Source organism: Bacillus sp. FSL K6-2431 (genome assembly GCF_038005165.1).
GTDB classification, from domain to species: Bacteria; Bacillota; Bacilli; order Bacillales; family Bacillaceae; genus Bacillus; species Bacillus pumilus.
This window is the reverse complement of sequence record NZ_JBBOSQ010000001.1, coordinates 2,609,394-2,636,144: the sequence shown is the minus strand read 5'-3', so window position 1 is coordinate 2,636,144 and position 26,751 is coordinate 2,609,394. Positions and strand designations below refer to the sequence as shown.

Annotated in this window: 24 protein-coding genes and 1 pseudogene; 4 read left to right on the top strand and 21 right to left on the bottom strand. The window is 40.9% G+C overall.

Features of this window, described 5'->3' with window-relative positions; genetic code table 11:
• Positions 1 to 10: 10 nt before the first annotated feature.
• The 6 genes and pseudogenes from MHH40_RS13130 to MHH40_RS13105 form a co-directional block, all read right to left on the bottom strand.
• Positions 11 to 178: pseudogene (locus tag MHH40_RS13130) on the bottom strand (ComF family protein); the annotation flags it as partial.
• Positions 175 to 468 (bottom strand): late competence development ComFB family protein, encoded by a 294-nt coding sequence (locus MHH40_RS13125; RefSeq protein WP_050944343.1) that lies wholly within the window; start codon positions 466 to 468, stop codon positions 175 to 177. The gene MHH40_RS13125 and the pseudogene MHH40_RS13130, both read right to left, overlap by 4 nt.
• 66 nt (positions 469 to 534) lie before the next feature.
• A complete protein-coding gene (locus MHH40_RS13120; protein ID WP_152908379.1) occupies positions 535 to 1,914 on the bottom strand; it encodes a DEAD/DEAH box helicase in 1,380 nt (459 codons plus the stop codon).
• 119 nt (positions 1,915 to 2,033) lie between these two features.
• A complete protein-coding gene (locus MHH40_RS13115; protein WP_050944345.1) occupies positions 2,034 to 2,876 on the bottom strand; it encodes a DegV family protein in 843 nt (280 codons plus the stop codon).
• A gap of 217 nt (positions 2,877 to 3,093) precedes the next feature.
• Positions 3,094 to 3,783, bottom strand: coding sequence for a two-component system response regulator DegU (gene degU / locus MHH40_RS13110; RefSeq protein WP_008348273.1), 690 nt, complete (start codon positions 3,781 to 3,783; stop codon positions 3,094 to 3,096).
• 64 nt (positions 3,784 to 3,847) lie between these two features.
• Positions 3,848 to 5,023 (bottom strand): sensor histidine kinase, encoded by a 1,176-nt coding sequence (locus MHH40_RS13105; protein WP_003213166.1) that lies wholly within the window; start codon positions 5,021 to 5,023, stop codon positions 3,848 to 3,850.
• A gap of 221 nt (positions 5,024 to 5,244) precedes the next feature.
• Here MHH40_RS13105 and MHH40_RS13100 point away from each other — a divergent pair, with 221 nt between their 5' ends.
• On the top strand, positions 5,245 to 5,913 hold the full coding sequence (locus tag MHH40_RS13100; protein ID WP_003212936.1) for a YigZ family protein: 669 nt from the start codon (positions 5,245 to 5,247) through the stop codon (positions 5,911 to 5,913).
• Entirely contained in the window at positions 5,898 to 6,950 is a 1,053-nt protein-coding gene (locus MHH40_RS13095) for an LCP family protein (protein WP_050944346.1), read from the top strand. Before MHH40_RS13100 ends, MHH40_RS13095 begins: the two co-directional genes overlap by 16 nt.
• Positions 6,951 to 6,984: 34 nt before the next feature.
• Here MHH40_RS13095 and MHH40_RS13090 read toward each other — a convergent pair whose 3' ends face one another.
• From MHH40_RS13090 to MHH40_RS13025, 14 genes are all read right to left on the bottom strand, one after another.
• Positions 6,985 to 8,052, bottom strand: coding sequence for a glycosyltransferase family 4 protein (locus tag MHH40_RS13090; RefSeq protein ID WP_003212692.1), 1,068 nt, complete (start codon positions 8,050 to 8,052; stop codon positions 6,985 to 6,987).
• Between the two features lie 134 nt (positions 8,053 to 8,186).
• The gene (gene tuaH / locus MHH40_RS13085; protein ID WP_050944696.1) at positions 8,187 to 9,383 is read right to left on the bottom strand and encodes a teichuronic acid biosynthesis protein TuaH; all 1,197 of its coding nucleotides are present in this window, start codon (positions 9,381 to 9,383) and stop codon (positions 8,187 to 8,189) included.
• 19 nt (positions 9,384 to 9,402) lie between these two features.
• On the bottom strand, positions 9,403 to 10,158 hold the full coding sequence (gene tuaG, locus MHH40_RS13080) for a teichuronic acid biosynthesis protein TuaG (protein WP_050944347.1): 756 nt from the start codon (positions 10,156 to 10,158) through the stop codon (positions 9,403 to 9,405).
• Positions 10,159 to 10,182: 24 nt separating this feature from the next.
• Positions 10,183 to 10,860: a teichuronic acid biosynthesis protein TuaF gene (tuaF, locus tag MHH40_RS13075; protein ID WP_050944348.1), complete on the bottom strand. Its 678-nt coding sequence runs from the start codon at positions 10,858 to 10,860 to the stop codon at positions 10,183 to 10,185.
• Positions 10,861 to 10,932: 72 nt separating this feature from the next.
• A complete protein-coding gene (gene tuaE, locus MHH40_RS13070) occupies positions 10,933 to 12,390 on the bottom strand; it encodes a teichuronic acid biosynthesis protein TuaE (protein WP_050944350.1) in 1,458 nt (485 codons plus the stop codon).
• Positions 12,391 to 12,429: 39 nt separating this feature from the next.
• On the bottom strand, positions 12,430 to 13,359 hold the full coding sequence (locus MHH40_RS13065) for an NAD-dependent epimerase/dehydratase family protein (RefSeq protein ID WP_050944352.1): 930 nt from the start codon (positions 13,357 to 13,359) through the stop codon (positions 12,430 to 12,432).
• Positions 13,360 to 13,373: 14 nt separating this feature from the next.
• Positions 13,374 to 14,711, bottom strand: coding sequence for a UDP-glucose 6-dehydrogenase TuaD (tuaD, locus tag MHH40_RS13060; RefSeq protein ID WP_050944353.1), 1,338 nt, complete (start codon positions 14,709 to 14,711; stop codon positions 13,374 to 13,376).
• Between the two features lie 79 nt (positions 14,712 to 14,790).
• Entirely contained in the window at positions 14,791 to 15,975 is a 1,185-nt protein-coding gene (gene tuaC / locus MHH40_RS13055) for a teichuronic acid biosynthesis protein TuaC (protein ID WP_050944354.1), read from the bottom strand.
• Positions 15,972 to 17,423 carry a teichuronic acid biosynthesis protein TuaB gene (gene tuaB, locus MHH40_RS13050; RefSeq protein ID WP_050944355.1) on the bottom strand — a complete coding sequence of 484 codons (1,452 nt, stop codon included), beginning with the start codon at positions 17,421 to 17,423 and terminating at the stop codon, positions 15,972 to 15,974. Before tuaB ends, tuaC begins: the two co-directional genes overlap by 4 nt.
• A gap of 18 nt (positions 17,424 to 17,441) precedes the next feature.
• Complete coding sequence (locus tag MHH40_RS13045; RefSeq protein ID WP_050944357.1) at positions 17,442 to 18,101, bottom strand: sugar transferase; 660 nt, start codon at positions 18,099 to 18,101, stop codon at positions 17,442 to 17,444.
• 198 nt (positions 18,102 to 18,299) lie between these two features.
• A complete protein-coding gene (locus tag MHH40_RS13040; RefSeq protein ID WP_223251195.1) occupies positions 18,300 to 18,887 on the bottom strand; it encodes a hypothetical protein in 588 nt (195 codons plus the stop codon).
• A gap of 222 nt (positions 18,888 to 19,109) precedes the next feature.
• On the bottom strand, positions 19,110 to 20,600 hold the full coding sequence (locus MHH40_RS13035; RefSeq protein ID WP_050944697.1) for an N-acetylmuramoyl-L-alanine amidase: 1,491 nt from the start codon (positions 20,598 to 20,600) through the stop codon (positions 19,110 to 19,112).
• Positions 20,601 to 20,623: 23 nt separating this feature from the next.
• Positions 20,624 to 22,732 carry a SpoIID/LytB domain-containing protein gene (locus MHH40_RS13030; protein WP_050944361.1) on the bottom strand — a complete coding sequence of 703 codons (2,109 nt, stop codon included), beginning with the start codon at positions 22,730 to 22,732 and terminating at the stop codon, positions 20,624 to 20,626.
• A 24-nt stretch (positions 22,733 to 22,756) separates the two neighbouring features.
• Complete coding sequence (locus MHH40_RS13025) at positions 22,757 to 23,080, bottom strand: hypothetical protein (protein WP_003212891.1); 324 nt, start codon at positions 23,078 to 23,080, stop codon at positions 22,757 to 22,759.
• A 182-nt stretch (positions 23,081 to 23,262) separates the two neighbouring features.
• On the opposite strand from MHH40_RS13025, the gene tagU reads away from it, so the two are divergent.
• On the top strand, positions 23,263 to 24,183 hold the full coding sequence (gene tagU / locus MHH40_RS13020) for a polyisoprenyl-teichoic acid--peptidoglycan teichoic acid transferase TagU (RefSeq protein WP_050944362.1): 921 nt from the start codon (positions 23,263 to 23,265) through the stop codon (positions 24,181 to 24,183).
• A gap of 83 nt (positions 24,184 to 24,266) precedes the next feature.
• On the opposite strand, the gene wecB is transcribed toward tagU, so the two are convergent.
• The gene (gene wecB / locus MHH40_RS13015) at positions 24,267 to 25,406 is read right to left on the bottom strand and encodes a non-hydrolyzing UDP-N-acetylglucosamine 2-epimerase (RefSeq protein ID WP_050944364.1); all 1,140 of its coding nucleotides are present in this window, start codon (positions 25,404 to 25,406) and stop codon (positions 24,267 to 24,269) included.
• A 269-nt stretch (positions 25,407 to 25,675) separates the two neighbouring features.
• Here wecB and galU point away from each other — a divergent pair, with 269 nt between their 5' ends.
• Entirely contained in the window at positions 25,676 to 26,557 is an 882-nt protein-coding gene (gene galU, locus MHH40_RS13010) for a UTP--glucose-1-phosphate uridylyltransferase GalU (RefSeq protein WP_034660174.1), read from the top strand.
• The last annotated feature ends 194 nt before the right edge of the window (positions 26,558 to 26,751 follow it).

Sequence of the window (26,751 nt, the reverse complement as noted above, 5' to 3'; positions counted from 1 at the left end):
AACAGTCTTGACATAATTGATCGTTCGACTGTGCTCTCCCGCAGGCTGGACAAATCGGGCGTTGAATTTTTTCTAGGTGATGCTTACATGCTATACATAGACGATCATCATTTAATAGAAGTAATGATTTCCATGTAAAAGAAGCGACAAAATGCCCCTCACAAATGAGGCAGATCAATTGTTATCCTTATTTATTGGCAGACGATTTTCGCATCTTGGAAATGTGGAGACCTTTGAAGCGGCTTCTGTCAGAATGACCAGCATGGCCGTATTCTTCTGTTTGTCCACCATCTCAGATTTACTGTAAGATATTTTATTGATATCTGTTATATACTGAGGCTTCACTTGATTTAGTGAAATCGCTAATACATCTTCTATACACTTTTCACAGTGACAAATCATGTTTAACTGGTTGAGATATTGATAGAGGATTTCCTTGAGTAGTGTTTCTTTTGCATTGAGTAGCATATTTGTCTCTCCTGCCATTTGTGTATTGTGAATATAACTGTACCATGAAATTTAGTTGAACCTACATTATTTTTCGGAGAACTCTTTTTCAGCTGTATCATTCATTTTTACAATATGCTTCTTTGCTTGCTTCATACTTCTCGTTAAACCAAAATGAAAAAAGAAAACATCTCCTTTAAAAAAATCGGGATGTCTACCTGCTCTACCAGAAATCTGAACAAGTGCACTTTCTGTAAAGATAGTAGATTCTGCACCTAGTACCCCCACTTGCACATTTGAAATGGTTACACCTCTTTCTAGAATTGTGGTTGTAACTAGTACATCGTATTTGTAATCTCTGAATTGCTGGACCTTTTGTTTCCTATCTGGATCATCAGCAGACACCCCTTCTACATTTAAATGGTGCTTTCTAAGAACCTTCGTTACCTTCTTCATAGTAGAAATAGAAGGAACAAAAAGTAAAACCCTTCTCTTTTTTGTAATATGTTTCTGCATCCAATTCATTACTTTAGGTGGGAGCTGATTCTTTTTTAATTTCTTCTTCCAATGTCCAATCCATTGAAAGGATGGGACCGGTAAAGGTTGTTGGTGAAAGCGCAGAGGAATTTTTATGGCTTCTAGTTGTCCACGAGATACATCTCTTATCATTTTCTTAGACGGCGTCGCACTTAAATAAACCCTAACCCCTTTCTTTCTCATTGCCTTTAAAACAGCAAATTGGAGACGTCCATCGATTGAATAAGGGAAGGCGTCTACTTCATCTATAATGAGCACATCAAATGCGTGTTTATATCTCATCAACTGGTGAGTTGTAGCGATTACTAACGGTGCTATTTGGAACCTTTGAGGACTTCCTCCATAAAGAACAGCTATTTTCATTCCTTGAAAAGCTTTTTTAAGCCGCGGCTCTAGTTCAAGGACAACATCAGTTCTAGGTGTCGCAATGCAGACACTCATTCCTTGATGTAAGGCATATTCTATTCCGTGAAAAAGCACCTCTGTTTTCCCTGCCCCGCAAACTGCCCAGATGAGTAGATCAGATTTGTTTTTTATCGCTTCGATCAATTTCTCTGACGCTCTTTTTTGTCCTTTCGACAGGTTTCCCTGCCATGTTAATTCCGAGTGACATTCTTCTTCCATTTGTGGACCCGTCCATTCATAAAGAAAGCCACATTCCGTTGTTTTCCCCATCATGATGCATGATCTACAATACACACAATCTTTTTGACACTTGTCACACGAAGAGTGGGCAAAGTACCGATTTTTTGATACACCACATCTGCAGCAAATAAGACCATTTGCTTTCCTCTCAATAGCAGGTGTTCGGATAACTAACCCCTTCTTCTCCAGCCAATCCAAATCAGACTGTGAGCATCTTGTTTCAGCAGTAAGCAGGTGGCGTGACTGCAGGTGTTGCCCTAGTTCCATTGCTTTGTCCATGTTCAATTTCAACAAACACCTTTCAACTGATGTTTGCCTATTATGCGCAAAGACATGACCTTTCGTCCAACAACTAAAAAAGAAAAACAAAACCCCTTTTCTAAGAGAAAAGAGGTTTTTAGGATTTATCTAATCAGCCAGCCAAGAGCTAAAGAGCCTTCGCCTAGATGAGTGCCGATTACGGCACCAAAATAGCTTTTATAAAATTCAACATGAGGATATTTTTCTGATAAGTGCGCAATCAAATCGTCTACTTCTTCTTCTCTATTACCATGTATCACTGTTGCTCTCATCGGGACACCACGTGATGCATCTTCATCAAATAGTTCAAACATACGTGAAATGGCTTTTTTCCGTGTACGAATCTTCTCAAAAGGGACAATTAGCTTGTTGTCAAAATGCAGTATAGGCTTTACCTTTAAGAGGCTCCCAATAAAAGCCTGAGCACCATTTAATCTGCCGCCTCTTTGTAAATGAGTTAAATCGTCTACCATAAAATAAGCTCTCTGATTCTCTTTCAGGTAATTGAGATGGGCTAACACTTCTTCTGGAGAAGCACCAGCTTGGATTTTCTCAGCAGCTTCTATCACATAAAAACCTTGCGCCATACAGCTAGTTTCTGTATCAAACGGATAAATGTTAATTCCGTCAACTAGGTCATTTGCTGAGGCTGCACTATTATATGTTCCACTAATTCCGCTAGAAAGGTGAATACTAATCACGGCATCATATGTTTCACTTAGTTTTTCATATAATTCTATTAGTTCACCGAAAGCAGGCTGAGAGGTGGTTGGAAGGTCTTTATGCTTTTTGACTTCTTCATAATATGTCTTCCAATCCATTTCTATTTCTTCACGGTATGATTCATTGCCAAAGATGACATTAAGAGGGATCATATGAATATGATGTTTATCACGCAGCTCTTGTGGTATATAAGCAGTACTGTCTGTTACAACGGCTATTTTCATTCTTAAATACCTTCCTTATCCGTTAAGTTGCTCTTTTTTATTTTCAAAGAATGATCATTGTTATTCATTAGATTTATAATAGTAATCAAAAAAGCCTGCCTAATCAATAGGCAAGCCCGTTATATCCGAAAAAGACTCCTTATCTACCTATCATTTCTCTCAAATTAACATGTGAGAGAATCAAAAACAGGCGAAAAAGGAGTACTTGTCCGGAATATTATCTCATTTCTACCCAGCCGTTCTTAATTGCTACAACAACAGCTTGTGTACGGTCGTTTACATTCATTTTTTGCAAAATGTTACTCACGTGGTTTTTGACTGTTTTCTCACTAATAAAGAGCGACTCACCAATTCCTCTATTGCTCTTTCCGTCAGCTAACATTTGAAGTACTTCGCACTCACGTCTCGTTAAGATATGAAGTGGTCTGCGAATTTCAGGATATACTTCATGCTGTGGATGTGCTGAAACGCCACTAGTCGCTAGGCGTCGGAATTCATTTACTAAGTTATGAGTAACTTTCGGATGTAAATAAGATCCTCCGTCAGCTACGACTTTCACTGCTTCAATGAGCGTGTCTGCATCCATTTCTTTTAACAGGTAGCCTCTTGCTCCTGTTTTCAATGCATGTGTCACATAGTTTTCATCGTCATGAATAGATAGAATAATGACTTTTGATTCGGGATAAAGCTCAACTAGCTGCTTTGTAGCCTCTACACCATTTACATTCGGCATATTAATGTCCATAATGACAACATCCGGATGATAGTGTTCTACGATACGTGCAGCTTCGTCTCCGTCGTCTCCTTCTGCAACTACTTCAAAAGTAGGTTCAAAATCTAAAATCCGTTTGACACCTTCACGGAATAATTGGTGATCATCAATAATTACAATATTTACTTTAGTCACAAGCTACGCCTCCCCATGTTTATTGTTCTACACCTGAACTTTATGGTCAATATGTCTTTTGTCTCTATTTTACAATTTTATTTTGCAATGTTAATGGCACGCGAATCATGATGAATGTCCCTAGACCTATTTTTGAGTCTATGGTCATTTTACCTTCAAGTAAGTCTACGCGTTCTTTCATGCCAAGTAAACCGAAGGATTTGTTTTTGTTTGTTTTCACATCTTTCATATCAAAGCCTTTTCCATCGTCTTTGATAATTAACGTAACAAAGTCTTTCGTCACTTCTACTTTTACAGAGATTTCTTCAGCTTCGGAATGCTTTAGTGAATTTGTGACAGCTTCTTGGGCTAGTCTAAACAGTGCCACTTCAAATTGAGAAGCAATTCTTTCGCTTTCTGTATCCCCTAGGCATTGGAACGTGATCTTGGTTTTTCCATCATACTCTTCGATTGTGTTTAAATATTTTCTTAGCGTCGGAATGAGACCCAAATCATCTAAAGCCATTGGTCTTAAATCATAAATGATTCTTCTCACTTCGTACAGAGCATTTCGCACATTCTGTCTGAGACTTCTAATTTCTTTAAAGCCTTCTTCTGTCCCACGGTCTCTGAAAATACGTTCAATTAATTCGGAACGCATCATTACGTTTGCCAGCATTTGGGCCGGACCGTCGTGAATTTCACGGGATACCCTTTTACGTTCTTCTTCTTGGGCTTCAATAATTCTAAGTCCAAAATCTTGTTTTGCTTGAGCATCTTCAAGTAACACGCCAACTTGACGTAAGTCCTGATTGAGATAGTTGAGAACAACTGTGATCTGACTCACAAGCGTTTCAGAGCGTTCAATGACGTCTTGTAGGCTTAACAATCGTCTTTCCAGATCGTCTCTTCTTTCTCTCAGCTGCTTTTCGCGCTGCTGGATCATAGTGAGTTCCACTTGCAGATTATGTGCTTTTTCGTAGGCCTCCCGTATTTCTTCTTCGCTAAATTTGTTGAAGTTTCTGCTGACCTCAGATAAGCGATTTCTAGCATGTCTCGTATGGACTTCTAGTTTATCCCCAAAATCAATTACTTCGTTTACTTGCTGCTTGATTTGCTTCAGCTCTTCTACAAGGCTTTCATATTGTTGACGGGACTGTTCGCCTATCCTAAATACTTCGTCCTTGCTGCCATCAACTGTACTTAGCATTTTCATGATGATTGAATCCAATAATTTCGGATCCATTTTAGGTGTTGTCATGGCTTTTCCCTCCCGTAACAGTGATGTCATCTTTTTTTATTATAAATGTCATTGATCTGCATTTTATGTCGAATTATAATGAAAGAATGCGTATAAATCATGAAGTTTTTATGACGACCCTTTTTCTACCCCTATCATCATAACAAAATACGCTGTAAAATTCTAAAATCAATGCAAATTTTCTCTAGTCTTACAATTTGCTTTTCAGGAGGGTATGTCTTTTGCTGCATCGCTATCTTACAGTAAAAAGTCGTGGCGAGCATGAGATCGTCATTGAAAAATCACGTTTTATTTGTCATATACAGCGTGCTGTCTCAGAAGAAGAAGCACAAGCATTTATACAATCCATTAAAAAACAACATTGGAATGCCACACATAATTGTTCTGCCTATCTCATTGGAGAACATGACCTGATTCAAAAAGCGAATGATGATGGTGAACCAAGTGGTACAGCAGGTGTGCCAATGCTTGAAGTGTTAAAAAAACGGAAGCTGAAAGATACAGTCGTAGTAGTCACTCGTTATTTCGGCGGTATTAAGCTAGGCGCCGGTGGTTTGATTCGTGCCTACGGAAAATCTGTATCAGAAGCCATCAACCATGTTGGGATGGTAGAGCGCTGTTTAATGCGTACGATGCACACAACAATAGATTATACATGGCTTGGAAAGGTAGAGAATGAGCTTAGAGCCTCATCTTTTCAGCTAAAAGAAATTCATTATGCAGAAGATGTTATTTTTGAGACGTATGTAGAAGAAACACAAACAGAGCAGTTCATTGAATGGATGACTGAGCTGACAAATGGAAAGAGTGTTACAAAAGAAGGCGAACTGATTTATTTAGAAAAGGACATTGGTCCGATAAAGGAGACAGATGAATGGCACAACGAGTAAAAGTGCGTGTACGAAAGAAAAAGAGTAAGAAGAAGAAAATTTTCAAACGTATCCTGGTTTTATTTTTGCTTCTTATCATCTGCATGGGCGGATTTGCAGTCTATAAAATAGTCAATACACTTCAAGCCGCTGACAAAACATATGACGAACTAAACCGCGGAGAGAAATCGAAGCTTCGTGATGCGGTCATTGATATTAAAAAGAAACCCTTCTCTGTACTTTTTGTCGGAATTGAGGATTATGCCACAGATGGTGATCATGGCCGTTCAGATTCACTTATTGTCGCAACAATTAACCCTCAAGACAAAACGATGAAAATGGTTAGTATCCCCCGTGACACACGCGTACAGCTTGCAAGTGACACGACAGGAAGTAAAGAAAAGATCAATGCAGCATATGCTAAAGGCGGTAAAGACGAAACGATCGAAACTGTCGAACAATTCTTGAATATTCCGATTGATAAATATGCGACCGTTGATTTTGACGGATTCAAGGATGTCATTGATGAAGTCGGTGGAATTGATGTTGATGTTCCATTTGACTTCAATGAAAAAAGTGATGTGAAAAAATCGAAAAAGATATATTTCAAAAAAGGCAATATGCATTTAAACGGGGAAGAAGCACTTGCTTACGCACGGATGAGAAAACAAGATCCACGCGGTGATTTCGGACGTAATGATCGTCAGAAACAAATTTTACGTGCAATGATTGATCAAATGTCGAAGGCAAATAACATCGCGAACGTGGATAATATCGCTAAAGAAGTCAGTGATCATATTACGACCAACTTCCGTATCACAGAAGGTCTAGCGCTTCAGCAAATCTACAGCGGGTTTAAGGGAGACGACACAGAAACACTTTCTATTAAAGGGTCGGATCTTTATTTAGGGCCAAATCGAACGTATTACTTTGAGCCAGATCAAACCAATCTAGCTAACGTACAAAATGCATTACGGACGCATTTAAAGCTTCCTACTGAATCTGGTGAAACAGGATCAAGTGATACAACTAATCCTTCCAGCACATCAGGACAATAATAAAACAGCCCAGTTCCTAGGAACGGGCTGTTTTTTATTGTCTTTTCACCATTCGTTTATAGAATTTCGTAAATGGTTTGAACTCTTCGTTGACCAAACCCGTGACTTCCGCAATCACTTGCATAAACATCACCAGTAAAAAGATAATGATCAGCGATAACCAAATGGTCGCGCTTGTCAGCAAAATCGCACTTAAGCTAAAGACTAAGCCAATCATGTAAATCACGATGACAGCCATGCGATGGGACAAGCCAAAGGCCATTAGTCTATGATGAATATGGGATTTGTCCGGTGATGAAATGGGCTGTTTGTTTAATATGCGTCTAATGATTGCAAAGGTCGTATCAAATATAGGAACACCTAGAATGATCACAGGAACAACAACACTAAACAAAGTGACACTTTTGTATAACCCTAAAAGTGACAGCACCGAAATCATATAGCCTAAAAATAGCGAACCGGTATCTCCCATAAAAATCTTCGCCGGATGGAAGTTGTAAAAGAGAAAGCCGATCGTACTGCCAATGACGACAAGAGATAAAGAAAGAATCAGAATCTTATCAGCAGAAAATGCCATCACTGCAATCGTTGATAAACCGATGACAGAAATACCGGCAGCTAGTCCATCAAGGCCGTCAATTAAATTAATGGCATTTGTGATACCCACAATCCATAGCACGGTGAGGGGATATGCCATCCAGCCTAACTCAATTCGATCTGTTAAAAAAGGAACAGAGAAGAAGTCCATTTTTAAGCCCGTGCTCACAATCAAACAAGCAACTAGGACTTGTACGAGAAATTTAAATCTTGCACTTAAATTATATTTATCATCAAATATACCTAAAATGACGATGAGTACGGCACCAACTGAAATTGCTGTAATTTTATTATGTAGAAACAGCCCGCCTGCTAATGCTCCAGCCGCTACTCCAATAAAAATTGCCAAACCACCCATTCGAGGCATTACTTTATCATGAACTTTTCGTTTATTCGGCTGGTCCACTGCACCAATCTTAATTGCAAACTTTTTGACGATTGGTGTCACAATTAAAACTGTAGCCAGAGAGACAAAAAACGCTAATAAGGCGCGTTCGTAATCCATAGGTCAGTCTCCTTCTAAATTGAAATCTGTATTTTGTATATTGGCCGCTCTTTCCATTATACAATTGAATAGAGGATGATCACAAGCTCCCCCTGTGAGGAAGAAACAAATAAAAACGCACAATCCCGAATGAATTATGCGTTTTCTTTAATATTCGTTAGTTCCACCATGTTTGTGAACAGCGCGTGCCAATCTTTTTTCTTCGCTCGGCTTTGTCTTAGATGTCTATAGCTCGTGTCGTCTTTTTTGCTGATCACTTTCAGGCAGGCTTCTACGAAGAGCACAGGATCGTCGCCCTCTAAATATTCATACACATCCTTCTCTTTTAGCCTTTCCGTTGATGGGAGATTTAAACCGACAACCGGTATTCCAGCGGCTAAAAATTCATAAAGCTTGAGAGGGAACACCGCTTGATTATAAGGGGATTGTTTATATGGCATCATACCTACATCAATCAGCTTCATATAAGCAGGCACTTCTTCTGGAGCAACAGCACCTGTCCAAATCACATTAGGCAGTTTGAGTGCATGCTGAAAAGATGGATCTCCATTCGTTCCATCCGGACCGACAAATAAAAATGTCCAATCAGGCCGCATACGAGCAGCTTCAGCCATCATGTCAAAATCGAGCTTTGGCTTGATTCCTCCGATAAAACCAAGCACAGTCCCTTCTCTTCCTTCCAGCACATCTTCTTTGCACGGAAGATTGCTTTTCGCAAACACATCGTATTCGACGCCATTTTCCACCGTAAACACATCTTTCGGTTCTCCCATAAGACGTTTTTTGATTTGATCGTGTAAATATTGAGAAGAGCATGTAATGCTGTGTGCGTATTTAATGATTCGATTTTCTGCTTTGACAATGACACGCTGCCTCATATAAGAAAGGATGTTATGGTTGCCGCTTATCGGCTCTCCCCACAGGTCACTGCAATCATAGACAATATGTTTCCATTCAAATAAAGAAGATAAGAGCGGAAAGCCCGGAAACGTATACCATAAACAAACAGCGATCCCCTTCTTCTCCTCATGCCGCAAATGTTCAAGGAGAGGGGATAATTTATGAATATAGAACATGTCTTGATATCGACCAAAGCGAAATAATTTGCTCTTGAGCACATCAGGAATGGTCAATTGCTTCATTCGATCTGTTATGGGCTGAAAGGGAGCTGTATGACGAGATGATGACGGGCATACCCAGATGACCTCTTTTGTTTCTGGATCAGATGCTAGAAATTCGGCCAGCCGATGCCGTCTGTACCTCAGTCCGTCCTGTCCCCATTCTCCCGTCGCTACGACAACATGTATGATCGAGTCTGCTTTCACCTTTATCACCTTTTTTCCCTTCTGTTTATAAGCGCTTCTTCACAGCATTTGTCGCATAGTGCATAAAACACCAAGACGCTTTGACAAAATGAAGCTGCTCAATTTCTCTGTAGACAAACCACGTTTTTTTCGCTGCTTTCCACTTGTTACTAGAGATGGAGTTCCCAACGATGCGATATTCACTGAGCGGTTCACTCATACCATAGGCTGTAAATCCTCTTTTTAATATAGACAGCCATGTAGCTAAATCCTGCCTTGTGCGAATGTTCGGCATTTCCACATGTCCTACCTTTTGAAGATCAAGCATGACCGTTAAACAGCCGATAATGGTGTTTTTCAGGGCTTCATTATAGTCTAATCTCGCTGGCGCAGTGACGGTTTTTTCTAATGGTTCTCCGTTTTCTGCAATGATGTCATATGCCGTAAATGTAAAGGCATAATCATTTGTCAGCATGAAGTCTACCTGTTTTTCAAGCTTCGTCTCTTTCCACATATCATCGCTGTCTAAAAAAGCGATAAAGCGTCCTTTTGCCTGTTTGATGGCTGCGTTTCTAGCAATGGCAGCTCCCCCATTTTCCTCTAAATAAATGACGTTGATTCTGTCGTCCGCTTGACTTAAATCCCCTAATAGCTTTCTAGTTCCATCTGTAGAACAATCATCTGCAATGATCAGCTCCCAATTGGAATAGGTTTGGGCAAGGACGGAATGAACTGTATCCGTTAAATAACGTTCCGCATTATACGCAGGTGTAATGATGGATACTAACGGTTGATTGTTCACCTAAGACTCATCTCCAGTTCATTATTAAGATTCTTTGAACACTTCGGGTAAGACCACAAACATAAGCGAGATGCTAAAGCCAATGACAAGCCCAAGAAGTGCCCGTTTTTTAGCTGACATGCCTTTATTGCCTTCATCAAGTACTTGTGCAGGATCAACAATTTTTGCCTGCTTCATTCCAAGCTTTGTTGACTCCAATTCATATAAGAATCGTTCTTTATCGACTTTGGAATCATTGCTGACCGATTCGTCTTCAAGAGCAGCTAATCTACTTTCAATCACCTGCTGCCTTTTTGTAAATAATGCTTTATCTTGCTTGAGAAATGTATCCGACACCTGCTTCACGACAGCCAAAGCATGATCCTTATCGGCATCCGTGAAAGACAGCTGTAATTGTGTATCTGATTGATTGGTAAGGATGAGACGAGTTTTCACATCCTGTCTTTCTTCTTCTTTCACATCACTGAGTGCTTCATTTAGAAATGCATCGCTTTTTAATAGAGATGTCACTTCTGCCATGTTGTTATACACCCCATCATCATATTTACCGAGAGTGAGGGTAACAGCAGCTGTGTAACTAGATTGCTGCGTAGTTCCTTTAGCAAAAAAGAAACCAAAGGCACCTAATACGACAGGCAGCAGTATGAGCCATACGATGTACTTTTTGATTCGCTTCCCTATCCTAGATATGAAACCAGACATGTTCATTCTCCCAACATTGACGTATTTGCTCTTTCACTAGTGTAGCCATACAAACGCAGCATCACACACGGTTTACCATAGCTTGAGTCGTTGTTTGTTTTTCAACATATTCACCGCTGCGATCACCAGTCCTAAAAATACCCAATGGAAATATAAATTCGAGACAGAGCTAGGACTGATACTTGAAACGAGAAAGCTCAGCATGGCTGCAAACAACCCCTCAATGATCATTTTTGCCGATCTTGTGTCAGCCCATTGGTATTGTTTGTACAGTGTGAACATGAGATAGGCGTATACAGAGATATAGCCCAGCATGACTGCAAATCCGAAGTTCGTCATCAATTCCAGTAGCCAATTGTGCACTTCTACGACCTGGTCTGTGTCAAAGATCGAAAAGTGAGCTAAGTAGTAAGACACATTCCCCGCTCCAACTCCGAATCCGTATGAATTCGTAAAGAAGTGCCAAGCATTTTTGATTAAATTCGCTCTCGCGATGTTAGACGGGAGTGGTTCACTAAAAGAATGCGCGACCTGAGAAGCGAGAAACAAGTCATAAAAGACCGAATAAATCTTAGCTGAAAAAACAGCGATACCGATGACGACAAGTCCGCTTGCTGCAATGATTGACCACTTTTTGAGAAAACGCGGCAGCAGCAGCCACACATAGATCGCCACTCCTGCAAATATCCCAAGCAGACTAGCGCGGGATTCGGTTAACAAAATGAGATACAGCGCGGCGATTGCACCTAATAATCCAAACGCTTTGATGTAACCGTTTTTCATTTGACGCATGCATGCTAGATATAAGAAGAAACTAATCGATAAAAACGTTGCAAAGTCATTCTGATTAAAAAAGACAGATGTAGGATAGTGCTGTTTATACGCTGGCCCTAGATACAATGAGGTATTCGGTAAATGGTTCAATGTAAAGTGATTATAGAACCCAATCCCCATTACAAACACAGTCATGACCAGCCAAATGCTATAAAAGGTCACCACTTGATCCATTCGCTGAATATACATGACGACTAGAAAGACAAATCCCATCCCCATTGCCAGAAGGCACATATATTTCAGGCCGTCTGTGACCGAATGAGCCCAAAGCAGTGAGATGAGACCGTAAAGAAACCATACAGCGAAAAAACCAAGAATTCCTTTGACACGAATCTGCTGCCACTGCGATATGTACGTCCCCTGATCTCTCATCCGCCATATAAATAAAGCAAAGGCGGCGATGAGCATGATACGGTAGAGAAAAAGACTAAAGAATCCTGCACTAATAGAAAAGAAAGCGTTGTTGAGAAAGGTCAATGTAATCAAAAGATAGATGACTGACATGAAGATTTGCTCACCATTCATGTACAGCTTCATCAACACGAGAACAACCGACAGGATCAGAAGTATAACCGGAACAGCCACCATCTTCTTTAACCCGACGGGCTGCGCGGCTGCCATTTGTACAAGACCGATCCCTGCTGCAAACAATATACATCCAATCATGATTTGCCATGCTGTATGCTTCACACTCATACCCATTTTCCTCCTAAGCAACCCATCCGATTTGAGGGATTAAGCCTTGACTTCCTGTTCATAGTAGGAAATGGTACGAGCCAAACCTTCCTGTAAACTCACAACAGGCTCCCATGCTAAGACTTGTTTCGTTTCCTCATTTGCCAATGTACTATGCACAATATCTCCTGCACGCTGCGGCTTGTAAATTGGTTCAAGATGTGACCTCGTCACTCGCTTCATCGTTTGAAACAGCTCATTCACAGTGATTGAATCCCCACATGAGATATTTAAACAAACGTTTGATTGAGCTGTTAAAGCCGCAACATTCGCTGCTGCTAGATCACCTACATAGATGAAATCTCTTGTTTGTTCCCCGTCTCCGAAAATGAAAGGAGCCTCATCCTTTGCAAACTTATCAGAGAAAATAGAGACAACCCCGCCTTCGCCAAGTGCATCTTGTCGCGGACCATAAACATTGCTATACCGAAGAATACAATAGTCCACATCATACAATGATTTTGCCATTTCTAAGTATCGCTCTACTGTGAGTTTCGCTAAACCATAAGGCGAACCAGGCTTTAGACGGTGAGCGGTATCCACTGGCAGATACACTGGATCTCCATAGACAGCTGCCGATGAGGCAAATACCACCTTCTCCACCCCCGTTTCAGCAGCTGCTTTCATGACGTGCAGGGACCCTTTGATATTGACCTCTTCGTCATAAACGAAATTCTGAACAGACACGGCGACACTCACCTGCGCTGCAAGGTGAATGATATAATCCGGTCTTATTTGTTTGATCAAATCGACCGTTTCTGTTTTTGTGACATCTGCCTCAATGCATTGAACGGAAAGGTGGGCAATATTTCCCCGAGATCCAGTTGAAAAGTTATCAAGAACGATGGGCTCGTAGCCTTTTTCTAGTAAAGCCTCTACCGTGTGTGATCCAATAAATCCGCTTCCCCCAGTAACCAATACTTTCTTCATCCAAGCTCCCCCTGTTATTGTGCCTTTGATACCAATTCTGCTTCCCATACGCCTGGGCGGCCGATAGACTGGTAAATAAATCCTCTCTCTTTCATTTCTGCTGGATCAAACAAATTCCTTCCATCAATTACAATCGGTGAACGAAGCAGCTGCTTGATTTGATCTTTATCCATCTTCTGTACGTCATCCCATTCTGTTAGGATGAGGCAAGCATCCGTATCTTTTACTGTTTCATACAGGTCATTACTGAAGACTGCTTGCGGGCCAAGCTCTCGTTCTGCTTCTACATAAGCAACCGGATCATAGGCCTTCACAAAAGCACCCAGCTCTCTCAGCATTGGGATAATGTCTAATGCAGGTGCAGAACGCATATCATTCGTATTCGGTTTGAATGCGAGACCTAAAACAGAGATGGTTTTTCCTCTAATATCACCGAATACACTCATCAATTTGCTGACAAGGTGCGCTCTTTGGTGATTGTTCGTTTCAATCACGGACTCGATCAGCTTGAACCGGTAGCCAGCTGTTTCGGCAATTTTGAGAAGAGCCATCGTGTCTTTCGGGAAACAAGACCCACCAAATCCAATGCCCGCTTTTAAAAATTTATGCCCGATACGGCTGTCTAATCCAACGCCTTCGCTAACTTTTTCAACATCAGCGCCCACCCGCTCGCAAATATTTGCAATGTCATTGATGAATGAGATTTTTGTGGCAAGCATGGCATTTGCAGCATACTTAATCATTTCAGCACTTTCTAAATTGGTCTCCACAACCTCTGTTTGAAACGGATCATGCAATCTTTTGATGATGGTCGACGCATGGGTGCTTGTCGAGCCGATTACTGCCCGCTCCATATTCATCGTGTCTTGGATGGCAGATCCTTCTCTGAGAAACTCTGGATTGGATACGACATCAAAAGGATATTTACTGCGCGATGCTTTTTCGACAATGGCTTGAACGAGCCGGCCTGTTCCAACGGGTACTGTGCTTTTATTGACGATGATTTTATAGCCATTTAGATGTTCACCAATTGTTTGAGCGACAGCTTTCACGTATGTTAAATCTGCTTCCCCTTGTGCTGTCATCGGAGTCCCTACAGCAATATAGATAATCTCTGATTCCCGGATAGCAGCAGGAATATTGGCTGTAAAAAACAGTCTTCCTTCTTCCGTATTCTTTTCAATCAATTCCTTTAAACCCGGTTCATAAATGGGAACGACACCACTTTTTAAGCTGTTGATTTTTGATTCATCGATGTCACAGCAGATGACACGATTTCCGATATCAGCAAAACAAGTACCCGATACTAACCCGACATACCCTGTTCCAATCACAGCAATTTTCTTCAACATTTTTCATCCTCTCAGTAAAAGCATATTGTCCGTTCCAAGCTGTTTATCTATCTATCATTCTTTGCACATTTCATCTTGTTTAAACGATGGATCTTGATTGATGAAGCACCTTTTCATATTGCTGTATGAGCTGCTTCGTATTATTTGCTGATGAATATTCTGTATGAACGATTTGATGAAGATCGCTTTTCACTTGCTCATTCCATCTGTTTTCATAAAGGTAGGCGTGAATGGCCTTTTTCAGCTGACTTGTCGAACGTGGTTCAATGAGCAGGTGTTGATAGCTAGAAAATAAGGTTGGGAGACCGCCAACTCGTGTCGCAATGACAGGTACTTTTAAAGCGAGCGCCTCTAGGACGACGGTAGGCATCCCTTCACTATAAGAAGGAAGTGCAAACAGGTCGGATGCGATTAAGTAGTCTTTCACCTGCTCATTCGGCACCTGCCCTGGGAGTAGAATAGATGCTCCAGCCCGTTCTGTGAGCTCCTTTGCAAGGGGGCCTTTTCCAACAAAAACTGCTTTCACACCATCCAATCCGCTGACAGCATCAGCTAATTCAAGTAAGCCCTTCTCTTTGACTAATCGCCCGACGAAGACAACGAGCTTGTCGTGAAGGGGTAAGCCTAACTTTTTCCTGATGACTTGTTGATCTTCTTCCGTTTTAGAAAATGACTGGAGCGGAATACCGAGCGGGAGGCATTTCGCTTCTACCTTTGTCATGTCATTTGTCTTTTTAGCAAGCTCCTCGCTCACCGTCAGAACAGCAGATGCCTGTTTCACCGCCGTTTCAAAGGCTGCATGTGCCCCTTTGCTATAGCCCGGATACACGTTCACATCACTGCCATGTAAGGTCAAAAGATAAGGAATTTGCGTTTCTTTCTGAATCACAGCCGCCGCTCCGCCAGACGGCATCGCAAAGTGTGCATGGATAAAATCTGGTGACAGCTGGTAACGCTGCATGGCGCTGAGAACAGTAGAAGCTATTCGTTTACTCGGCTGTGCCCATTTCAGCTGTCCAGGGAGCGCTGTATAGGGCGGCCTGTATACGGTCACTCCGTTTCTCACTTCCTGCTCGGGCAGATCTTTTTTCTGCCGATAGGACGCCCTAAGCATCCGCAAAACCGGTGGATTGACCGGGTTGGGACAGATGACGGTCACTTGTATTCCTTGTTTGAGCAGCTCCTGCACTTGCGTTTCATGGAATACGCCTTCACTTGGATGTTTTTCACTAGGATATACACTTGTCAGCCACAGCACCTTCATGACGAACGACCTCTTCTCAATAATTTGCCTGCCACCTGCGGATACATTTTGATGAGCAGCAAGCCATACAATGCTGCGCTGACACAAATCGTCAATCCTAATTGAAGTAAAATGTCGGCTGACGTCAGCTTCATGCCTTGATGCAGGGCTACCGCACAGGCGGCCATCAATAGCGTCATAGCAGCAGGCTTGCCAAGTGATTTTAAATAAACCTTCATATCTAGCTGAATGACATACGCCATGAGCCATCTGCCGACAATGAAGTTGAGCAGGCTGACACCTGAGTAAACCCAAGCTACTGTGAGCAGACTGCCTGTGCTGACACCTGCGTATAAGGCGCATCCATACACAAGAAGCATCCCCGTATCCCAATAAAAGGCTAAGTCCGCTCTCCCTTTTGCAAGGAGTATTGACCCGTTTGGATTCATCAGCACACGCAGAAGGCCGACAATGCACAATATATTAAGAACCGGAACAGCTACGAGCCATTTCTCGCCAAACACTACTTCTATAAAGCTATCTGATACGGCAGCAAGACCGATTAATAACGGAAAGCTAATCAATGCGAGCATATTCGTCATACTGAGGAAGCCCTCTCGCAGCATGGAGTGATCACGCTGACTTTTTGCGAAAACCGGGAAAGCCACTCTCGTCACGATTGGGTTAATCTTTAGCACGGGGATCGTCACGATTTGATACGCCAAGCTATAAATACCTAACGCTTCTGCTCCTAGAAACCGGCCGATTAAAATCATGTCTATGTTCGATCCTGCTCGATTGACTAGTCTGGATGCGAGCTGGAATGCACCGAATGAGAAAAATTCTTTCACTTCTCCTAATGCAAAAACAGGTGCTGGGCGCCACTTCTTCCAATAAGCTGCGGCATACATAAGCCCTTTTCCAGATTGCAGAAGCACTTGAGAAATGACATAGGCTACAATCGGATTGATGAAGAAGGCCAAAGCGAGTAAAACAAACAGCGATATCATAGTTGCAATGGCTTCAATGGCACTTAATGTTTTAAAGGCTAAGTCCTTTTGCATCATGTATTGGTATTGCTGGCCAATGGGTGCAATCAGAAACATGATCGATAATAGTTTGAGCAACCCCTCCAGCTCTGGCCGGTTATAAAAGGCGGCAATCATTGGGCTTACAAGAATGAGTAAACAGAATAAGACAACTCCAGTGAGTAAGTTGATCCAATATAATGTGGATAATTGACGTTCTGTTGTTTGTTCCTTTTGGATGATCGCTGCCCCAATCCCTAGATCAAGTAAAATCTGCGTAAATATTGTGACAGTTGTGATCATGCCAACGAGTCCAAACTCTTTCAGTGACATCACGTTCCCTAAAAAGGCGAACTGTGCAATTTGGATGATCGTAATGATAAATGCGGACAAGCTTGTCCATTTTGCCCCGCCCAGCATGTGTTTTTTCATACTTGCCATTTCTCTTCCCTACTTTACTTATCTGGCTCCGTCACCCGTCATGATGACTTTTAACGTTTTTACCATAATCTTCGTGTCGAGAGAAAATGTCAAGTTTTGAATATACTGTAAGTCGTGTGTTAATTTTTCACTTGGACTCATTTCATATCCTCCATTTACTTGTGCAAGACCTGTCAGTCCCGGCTTGACCGTTAATCTTTTCGTAAAACCTGGAATCGTCCGATTAAATTCTGCGGTAAACATCGGTCTTTCCGGACGCGGACCTACGATACTCATTTCTCCTTTTAACACGTTGATGAATTGAGGGAGTTCATCGATTCTTGTTTTACGAATGAAGACTCCCACTTTGGTGATACGTGGGTCGTTTTTTTGTGCCCATTTCGCTCCTCCGCTTTCAGCATCGGTTCTCATCGATCTGAGCTTCCATAATTTAAAGTAAACACCGTCTTTCCCGACCCTCTCCTGCATATAAAAGGCTGGTCCCGGTGTTTCCAGCTTAATCAAAAGAGCAAACAGCAAAATGATTGGCGTACTCAACATCAATCCGATGAACGAGAACATTAAATCTATGAAACGTTTTGCAAATAAATAACGAACCATATGTTCTGTTAAGGCAAAAGAGTGGTTTCGTCTCACTTCATATTCTCTATAAAGATTCATCGCTTTCTCTGCACTCACTGACCTGCACCTCACCATTCAAAGTAGTTGTTGTGTAAAGAGATGTTCTATGAAAGTCAGTTTAGCAGAGCAACATTAAGCAAATGTAAATGCGCTGTTAAGTCTTGTAAAACTGTGTTAAGAATGTGCACTTATATCAAGTTATGCCCTTTTCAACGTAAAAAAGACCCGCAATTCTGCGGGTCTCGGGGTCTTTTTTTATTTTGCTTTAACGGATTCGATCGTTTTTAATCGAAGGGTTCCGTTTGCATCTTTTGTATAAGTGACTTTCACTTTTGATTCTTCTTTTAAGCTGTTCACTTGTTTAGAAAACGTATTTCCGAATTGAATAGCAACTTCTTTGCCATCAATGTTCACAGCAATGGTATGTCCATCAGCCAAGCCGACATATGTGCCTTCCTTGGTGACTTCATTTTTCTTATTTGTTGTTGATTCTTTCTTTGTTTTAGAATCAGTTTTTGATTGTTCCTTAGTAGGTTCTTCTTTTGTGATTTCTTTACTTGAGCTGTCTTTTGCGTCTTCATCAGATTGACCAGATTGCTCTTCTTTTGGAGCAACTGTTTCTTTGCTTTGATCATCTGCTTTTTCATTTGATGACTGATCTTCTGTTTTTTCCTTTTTCTCTGAAGCATTTTCTTTCTTTTGATCAGCTGCTTCGGTTGTTTCCTTTTTGCTATCATCCTTATTGTTGTCGCTTGATTGATTTGTTGTGCCGCATGCTGTGAGTAGTACACCTAGAAGCAATACTAGAAACGGCATTGTGATTAATTTTTTCAAAATTGTCACCTCTTCATGATTTGTCGATTGGCTGTCGCTTAGATTCATGCGTAAACCATTCACCTTTTATGTTTCAATTATAACAAAGATAACTAGAAATGAAATGTATTTTTAACTTGACACATTATTAATGACCCGATCACTTCATAGACTTTTGAAAAAAGGCTGCCGAGAGACGTTCTCGAGCAGCCTAAGAGGAGTATCTGAGGCACCCCTCATGTTTGTATTTTCTTATCTAAAGTAACCTGACACACCGCTTGAAATGCCTGACGCTAAACGATCTTTATACGTAGCCGATTTCAAGATGTTTGAATCAACTGGACTTGACACAAAACCAGTTTCTAAAAGAACACTTGGCATTTTAGAATATTTAATCACATAGAATCCAGCTGTTTTCACACCACGGTCTCTTGTACCAAGTGCACTGACCATTTTCGGCTGAATGTTTTGCGCAAGCTTCAAGCTGTTTGCAGACGCATAAGTTTTGTCATAATACGTTTCTGTTCCGTTTGCACTGCTGTTATCATTTGAGTTTGCATGGACACTGATGAAGATATCTGCATTTGCTGACGCACCTTTGCTCACTCGTGTTTGAAGACTGTCAAATGTGTCTGATGTTCTTGACATGGTAACAAGTGCACCCGCGTTGTTTAATTTCGTATTTAAACGCTTGGCTACATCTAAATTCAAGTTCTTTTCATATAACCCGTAGCCTACAGCTCCTGAATCATGTGCGCCATGACCTGGGTCAATGAATACTTTTTTCCCGACGACAGGGTTTTTCAATTGATTCACGACAGTTGGTGTCACCGTATTTGCACTGCCTACGACAGTGAATTTGGTGATTTTTTTACTGCTAATGGTTGCTCTTGTTACTTTTGGTAATGTTTTTTCATTCGTTAGAAGCAATGCTTTGTTTTGCTTCGCTGCGATCCCTGCAGCAGAAGATGAAGTGGCGTAGCCAAACCCTCTTCCTACATAGGTATTGTTCGTGCTCATATTATACTTTTTCACAATATTAGCGGCAACGTCATAACGAGTGGAGCCTTTAATTCGTGTTGGAGATTTCAATTGATTATAAGCTGCTTTTGTGACGTAATTTTCTCCGCCGACTACAATGGTTTGTTTGACATTGCTTGCTTTTGCAACAGATGCGATTTCAGAACGAAGTCCCTTTTTATCTGTGTAGAGAATCGGGAAACCTTTTTGTGCTGCTACCGGTGCAATTGCAATCCCATGAGCATAGAAGGAACCTTCAACGACAACGACGCCTGCTGGCTTTTTCATTTTCTTCGCGATATTTGCAGATAGCTCATATCGATTTTTTCCTGAAATACGTTGTGTAGAGATGCCCATCTTCTTCACTTCATTGATTACGTTATTTGACACACTTGATGTACTGCCTAAAACGATCACTGTCTTTGTTTTTAAAGCCTTTAGGGCTTTTTTCGTATCACCTGAAAGACTCTTACTGTTTGTATAAAGAACTGGTCCATTTTTTTGGTGTGCAAGTGGAATCCCTGCTGTGGCATCTGCATACGCAGTTTTCCCTACTATTACGACTGTACTTGCAGTTCCCCATCCCTTTTTCGCTACGTTTGCTGCTACAGCATATCTGCTTCCGCCATCAATTCGTGAGACTGAATTATCTGCTAAAGCTGTTGGAACAATAACGAAAATGGCGATGAGGCTGAGGATGGCTGTTTTCATGATTGAGCGCATCATCTATGTCCTCCTTTAACCCTTTAATAGTTTGTTAGTTTTGTACCTGGATAGTAGAACGAAAGTATGGAAGAATATGAGTTTCCAGATTCTGCTCTAGCTTTGGCACCGTATTGGCTCATGCCAATGCCGTGACCATATCCTTTTCCTGAAATCGTAAAGTCATTTGTATTGTTTTTGACTGACGCAAATGTGCTCTTCACCTTTGTTGCGCCCATGATGGATCTAAACTCGGTCATCTTCATACTTGCCGTTGTACTTTTGTTTACTGCATATGTGCCTGTTTTATTTTTCAGATGATATGTCAGCTTGATTGATACCGTCTTCGCACGTTGTCCTTTTGTTTTTCCTGAGAACGTCAGGCTTGAGATGGATGCAATCTTCATATCAGATGCAGCTGTTTCTTTGTTTTTGAGCAGCCATGATTTGAGACCAGCAAGATCCGTTGCATTTGTCTCTTTTGCCTTAGACCACTGAGATGCTGCTGTACTAGCAGTCAATGTTGTGCCTAGCTGTTTTTTAGAGAGTTTTAATGTCCATGCATTGATCGGATCTTTTGTATCCTTTTTGGCCACTAAGTACGGCAGTGCATTTGCCCACACTTCTTCACTTGCCTCTGTATATCCGCCATTACTAGAATAATAGGTGGCTGAAATGAGCTGATTGTTGTATTTCAGTACTTTCCCTTTTGTGGCATCGACAGCTTTTGTCGAATTTGTGTACCAGTTATATCCTCCATATACTTGGAAGGCAGTTGTATCAGGTACGACTTTTCCAATACTTTTCACTGAATACGTTCTAGCGGCCACTGCCTGTGCTTTTAGCGCTTCAACATGCCAGCTTGCAGGCATTTCATTTGGTACCACGCCTTTTAGATAGTCTTCAAATGGAATATTTTCGAGAGTCGGCCTGATATAACCTGATTCAATTGCAAAATTGACGCTGCCTAGGTAAGGCTTCCCTGCAATTTGAAGGATATTTTTCGTTGAATATTTCTCAGGAACAACTCTTACATTGTTATACGTCTTTATGCCTTTTAATGAAATTTTTCCGTTAGAAATATTCAATTGGTAGTTTTGATTTTTTTTCAGATAGACTTGTTTGGCTAATGAGTTCTTCAAGCTATCTTTAATCGCACTTGTGCTACCAGCAAGGTGATAAGCATATGTACCCTTTTCTTTCAGCAGTTTTTTTAGTGACGCTGTGACAGAATCCGGTTTCACATACACAACAGTACTATTAGACTTTGCAGCCAATTGAGACAGTGGCATAGCATAAATATAGCTAGAGGCTTTTGCCAAATAAACTTTATCTGCATTGATATTTAATTTCTTCATTATATTCACAGAGAGTTCATAGCGATTGGCACCACTGATTCTTGTTACCTGTGACGTTTTTTTAATTTGATTCTCTACTTTTTGTCCCGTACTTTTCGTACTGCCGATGATGATGACTTTGCTTGGCAGCTTGTAAGACGGAATGGAATCTTTTTTTGTTAACAGGATTGGGTATCCCTTTCTCGATGCATAGGATGCAATCGCAATCCCATTCATAAATGAGTTTCCACCGACAACGACAGCTTGCTTATAGTTACCCATTTCTTTAGCAATTTTTTGGGAGATTTCAAACTTGTCTTTTCCACTAATGCGTCTGACTTTCCCATACTTTTTAATAGATTTCTCAGCAGCTGTTGAAATACTTTTCGTGTTACCAACGATCAGGATGTTATCCGGCTTCATTTTCTTCAGCTGGTTTTCAGTTGTTTTTGTTAGTTTTTCAATGTTTGTATACAAAATGGGTGCGCCTAGTTTGTAAGCTAACGGTGATACAGAAATGGCATGATCAAATGCATCACGGCTCACAATGACAACTGTTGATGGATTCTTCCAGCCGGCAGATGCGATGCTATTGGCAACTTCGTATCGATTTTTGCCATCATATCTTTTCGTGACAGCCACATTCGATCCTGACAGCTTGTATTCTCCAGCTGTGGATAGATCCATCGTTTTTTTATTTCCGATATAATTAGACAATTTCACTGAAATTGTCGAGCTAGCCATGGCAGACTGAAAGGGTGCGATTAGTAGAGTCATTGTCATGAGAACAATAAGTGTAAAGCCTGTTTTCTTCAATTTTGTTCATCCCGCCCATCTTTTTTACTTCTGTTTTTCAATCTTTTGAATTTCCTTTTGACCACTGTCATTGATAAAGTAAGAGATTTCTACTTTGTCTCCTGGTTTGAATTCATTTAACACATCTTTAAAATTATCCGTAAATTCATAGCTTAAGGTCGTATTCACTTTTTTCACTTCGACTGTATGTGCATCAGCCATTCCAATAAATTCAGCTTTTTCTTCCAGCACCTGAGGAGTTGAACTGCTTGTGTTGTTTTCTCCCGAGGACTGCTCAGCCGTTCCACATGCTGTGAGCACGATACCAAGTAGTAGTATTAAGAACGGTAAAACGACGATTTTCTTCATTTTTTTCACCTCATGTCTTTGTATCGTCTTATAACTTAATATTTTAAGGTAAATTTAAGGTTTTTTGAAACCTTTTTTTTGTTACAACGTCTATATCTAGGTTCAGAGTAAAAAAATAACTTGTTTATCAAGATTCGTAAACCTATAATCATGGAAGAATCATAGAAAAGGTGAGGGACATTATGAGAGCTGAAAGAAAACGAAAGAAGAAAAAGGTTCTTTGGATTGTTTTATCGATTATTGGCTTATTCGTATTAGCAACTGGCGGATATGCATATCATCTTTGGAATACAGCAGCATCAACCGTGGCAGGCATTCAGGAGAATTTAAAGAAGTCAGATAAGCGTGACAAAGATGTCGATTTAAATAAGAAAGACCCGATTTCTATTTTAGTCATGGGTGTTGATGAAAGAAAAAATGACCGCGGCCGTGCGGATACATTAATATACATGACCGTTAACCCAAAAACCAAAACGACTGAGATGGTGAGTATCCCGCGTGATACGTATACGAAAATTGTCGGAAAAGGCACAATGGATAAAATCAACCACTCCTATGCATTCGGCGGCACACAAATGGCAGCTGATACTGTAGAGGAATTGCTTGATGTACCTGTTGATTACTTCGTGAAAGTCAATATGGAAAGCTTTAAGGATATTGTCGATACACTTGGCGGCATTACAGTGAACAGCACATTTGCTTTCAGCTATGATGGTCATTCATTTGGTACAGGAGAAATTAATCTAAATGGCGATCAAGCCCTCGCCTACACAAGGATGAGAAAACAAGATCCAAAGGGTGACTTCGGACGTCAGCAAAGGCAGCGTCAAGTCATTGAAGGCATCATTGCTAAAGGGGCAAACATTTCATCTATTACGAAGTTCGGCGATATGTTCAAAGTCGTGGAAAACAATATGAAGACTAATATGTCATTTGATGATATGTGGACGATGATGAATGACTACCGTGACGCAAGACAGCGTGTGAAGCAGCACGAGCTGAAAGGAACGGGAGCACGCATCAATAATATCTATTATTATCAGCTTGATGATAGCAGTTTGGCTAAAGTGAAGAAGGAATTGAAGGACAGTTTGGAGCAGTAAAAAAAGAAGACTACATGAATGTAGTCTCAGATTGTTGACAAAGGGCTAAAATGGTTTTTATTTTAGCTCTTTGTCTTCTTTTTTTATGATTTAAATGGGGCAGGTTTTTCTTCACTTAATCCAAATCGATGGAGGAGCTCCTCGACAATTCGTCTCGATGCTTGTCCGTCACCATAAGGGTTAGACGCCTTCGACATGCTGTCATACTCCTTCTGATCTACTAGCAGCTCTTTAGCCATTTTGTAAATGGTCTCTTCATCCGTACCTGCAAGCTTAAGTGTGCCTGCTTTCACGCCTTCTGGACGTTCTGTTGTATCACGGAGCACTAAAACTGGCTTCCCTAGAGAAGGCGCCTCCTCTTGTACACCGCCAGAATCCGTTAAGATAAAGTGCGAAGCGGCAGCAAAGTTATGGAAATCAACGACTTCAAGCGGTTCAATTAAGTGTACACGATCGAGACCGCTAAATTCTGTCTGAGCTGCATCACGTACGGCAGGGTTTAAATGAACAGGATAAACGACCTGAACATCTTCAAACTCTTCTACAACACGTCTAATGGCTCTAAACATATTTTTCATCGGCTGGCCGAGATTCTCTCTGCGGTGGGCCGTTAACAAAATCATTTTATCCGTGCCTATTTTCTCTAAAATAGGGTGCTGATAATGCTCAGTAACTGTAGTTTGCAGGGCATCAATCGCTGTATTCCCTGTCACACAAATGGTCTCTTCTTTTTTATTTTCAATTAAAAGATTCTGCTTCGCTTCCTCTGTAGGAGAGAAATGAATATCGGCAATAGTGCCTGTCATTTGACGGTTCAATTCCTCTGGGAACGGCGAATACTTATTGTGTGTTCTCAATCCTGCTTCGACGTGCCCAACTGAAATTTGGTGATAAAATGCTGCCAAGCTTCCTGCAAAGGTTGTTGTAGTATCCCCATGGACAAGGACAATATCAGGTTTTTCTTCTTGGAATAATTGGTCTAGCTTTAACAGTGCATTTGATGTGATTTCAGATAATGTCTGGCGCTGCTTCATGATGTTTAAATCATGATCTGGCGTAATTGAAAAAGCCTCAAGAACTTGATCAAGCATTTCTCTGTGCTGGGCTGTCACAGTGACAATCGAATTTATCAGTGGATGTTTATTTAATTCAAGGACAAGTGGTGCCATTTTGATCGCTTCAGGTCTAGTACCGAAAATAGTCATTACATTTAGTTTTTTCACTTGTTTAATCCTCTTTCCTAGTATAGTACTTTCAATTATACACAATTTGGAGGATAAATTTAATGGTATAAAAAAAGAAATTTACATTGAATTAACGTTAAATTTCTCTTTCCTTTACATTTAACATATAAAATATGAATTATCTAAAATTCATTTTAGTGAAATCATTTGTCTTTCCTATGATTTGTAAGTTACACTTTAAACAGACGACCACGAACAAACATTGAGTGATTAAATCGGTTATCTATGTAAGGAAGGTGCAAAGTTCATTGAAAAAAGTACGTAAAGCCATTATACCAGCTGCAGGTCTTGGGACACGTTTCCTCCCTGCAACAAAAGCTATGCCTAAAGAAATGCTGCCAATCGTTGATAAACCAACCATTCAATATATTATTGAAGAAGCTGTTGAATCAGGAATTGAAGACATTATTATCGTCACTGGAAAAGGAAAAAGAGCCATTGAGGATCATTTTGATTTTGCACCAGAGCTAGAGCGCAACCTAGAGGAAAAAGGGAAGAGCGAGCTTTTAGAGAAGGTGAGAAAATCCTCTAACATTGCTGACATTCATTACATACGTCAAAAGGAACCTAAAGGACTTGGACACGCTGTTTGGTGCGCACGCAATTTTATCGGTGATGAGCCATTCGCCGTTTTATTAGGTGATGATATTGTTCAAGCGGAAACACCGGGGCTTCGCCAACTGATGGATGAATACGAAAAGACCCTTTCATCTGTGATTGGTGTTCAGCAGGTAGCAGACAGCGATACGCATCGCTACGGGATCATCGACCCTCTTACACAAGAAGGACGCCGCTACCAAGTGAAAAACTTTGTGGAAAAGCCGCCGCAAGGTACAGCACCATCCAATCTAGCCATCTTAGGACGTTACATTTTCACGCCAGAGATCTTTATGTACCTTGATCAGCAAGAAATTGGTGCAGGCGGGGAAATTCAACTGACAGATGCCATCCAAAAGCTGAATGATATCCAGCGTGTATTCGCCTATGATTTCGAAGGAAAACGCTACGATGTCGGTGAGAAGCAAGGCTTCATCGAGACAACTCTCGAGTTTGCCCTTCAAGATGAGGATCTGAAAAAGAAACTCATTCCATTTATGAAACAGCTTCTCGAAAAAGAAGAAGTGAATTAAAAAAAGCTGCCGGAATCGGCAGCTTTAGATTGTTGACAAAGTGCTAAAATGATTTTTATTTTAGCACTTTGTCTTCTTTTCAGCGTGATAGAAAACCTTTGAAGTCTAGGAAGGGCGAGCACTGGCTGAATATTCGTGAGCACCAGCGCGCAGACCTGACAACGAATGCGAGGGTTTGTCTACACGCTGAAGCT

Coding starts and splice junctions, on each gene's coding strand:
- MHH40_RS13105 (WP_003213166.1), bottom strand. CDS start 5,023: ATGACAACACCTAAAATGGATCCGAAATTATTGGATTCAATCATCATG.
- MHH40_RS13115 (WP_050944345.1), bottom strand. CDS start 2,876: ATGAAAATAGCCGTTGTAACAGACAGTACTGCTTATATACCACAAGAG.
- MHH40_RS13035 (WP_050944697.1), bottom strand. CDS start 20,600: ATGCGCTCAATCATGAAAACAGCCATCCTCAGCCTCATCGCCATTTTC.
- tuaD (WP_050944353.1), bottom strand. CDS start 14,711: ATGTTGAAGAAAATTGCTGTGATTGGAACAGGGTATGTCGGGTTAGTA.
- MHH40_RS13095 (WP_050944346.1), top strand. CDS start 5,898: ATGGCACAACGAGTAAAAGTGCGTGTACGAAAGAAAAAGAGTAAGAAG.
- tuaF (WP_050944348.1), bottom strand. CDS start 10,860: ATGTCTGGTTTCATATCTAGGATAGGGAAGCGAATCAAAAAGTACATC.
- MHH40_RS13090 (WP_003212692.1), bottom strand. CDS start 8,052: ATGGATTACGAACGCGCCTTATTAGCGTTTTTTGTCTCTCTGGCTACA.
- tuaE (WP_050944350.1), bottom strand. CDS start 12,390: ATGAGTGTGAAGCATACAGCATGGCAAATCATGATTGGATGTATATTG.
- tuaC (WP_050944354.1), bottom strand. CDS start 15,975: ATGAAGGTGCTGTGGCTGACAAGTGTATATCCTAGTGAAAAACATCCA.
- MHH40_RS13065 (WP_050944352.1), bottom strand. CDS start 13,359: ATGAAGAAAGTATTGGTTACTGGGGGAAGCGGATTTATTGGATCACAC.
- tuaB (WP_050944355.1), bottom strand. CDS start 17,423: ATGGCAAGTATGAAAAAACACATGCTGGGCGGGGCAAAATGGACAAGC.
- tagU (WP_050944362.1), top strand. CDS start 23,263: ATGAGAGCTGAAAGAAAACGAAAGAAGAAAAAGGTTCTTTGGATTGTT.
- MHH40_RS13125 (WP_050944343.1), bottom strand. CDS start 468: ATGCTACTCAATGCAAAAGAAACACTACTCAAGGAAATCCTCTATCAA.
- MHH40_RS13025 (WP_003212891.1), bottom strand. CDS start 23,080: ATGAAGAAAATCGTCGTTTTACCGTTCTTAATACTACTACTTGGTATC.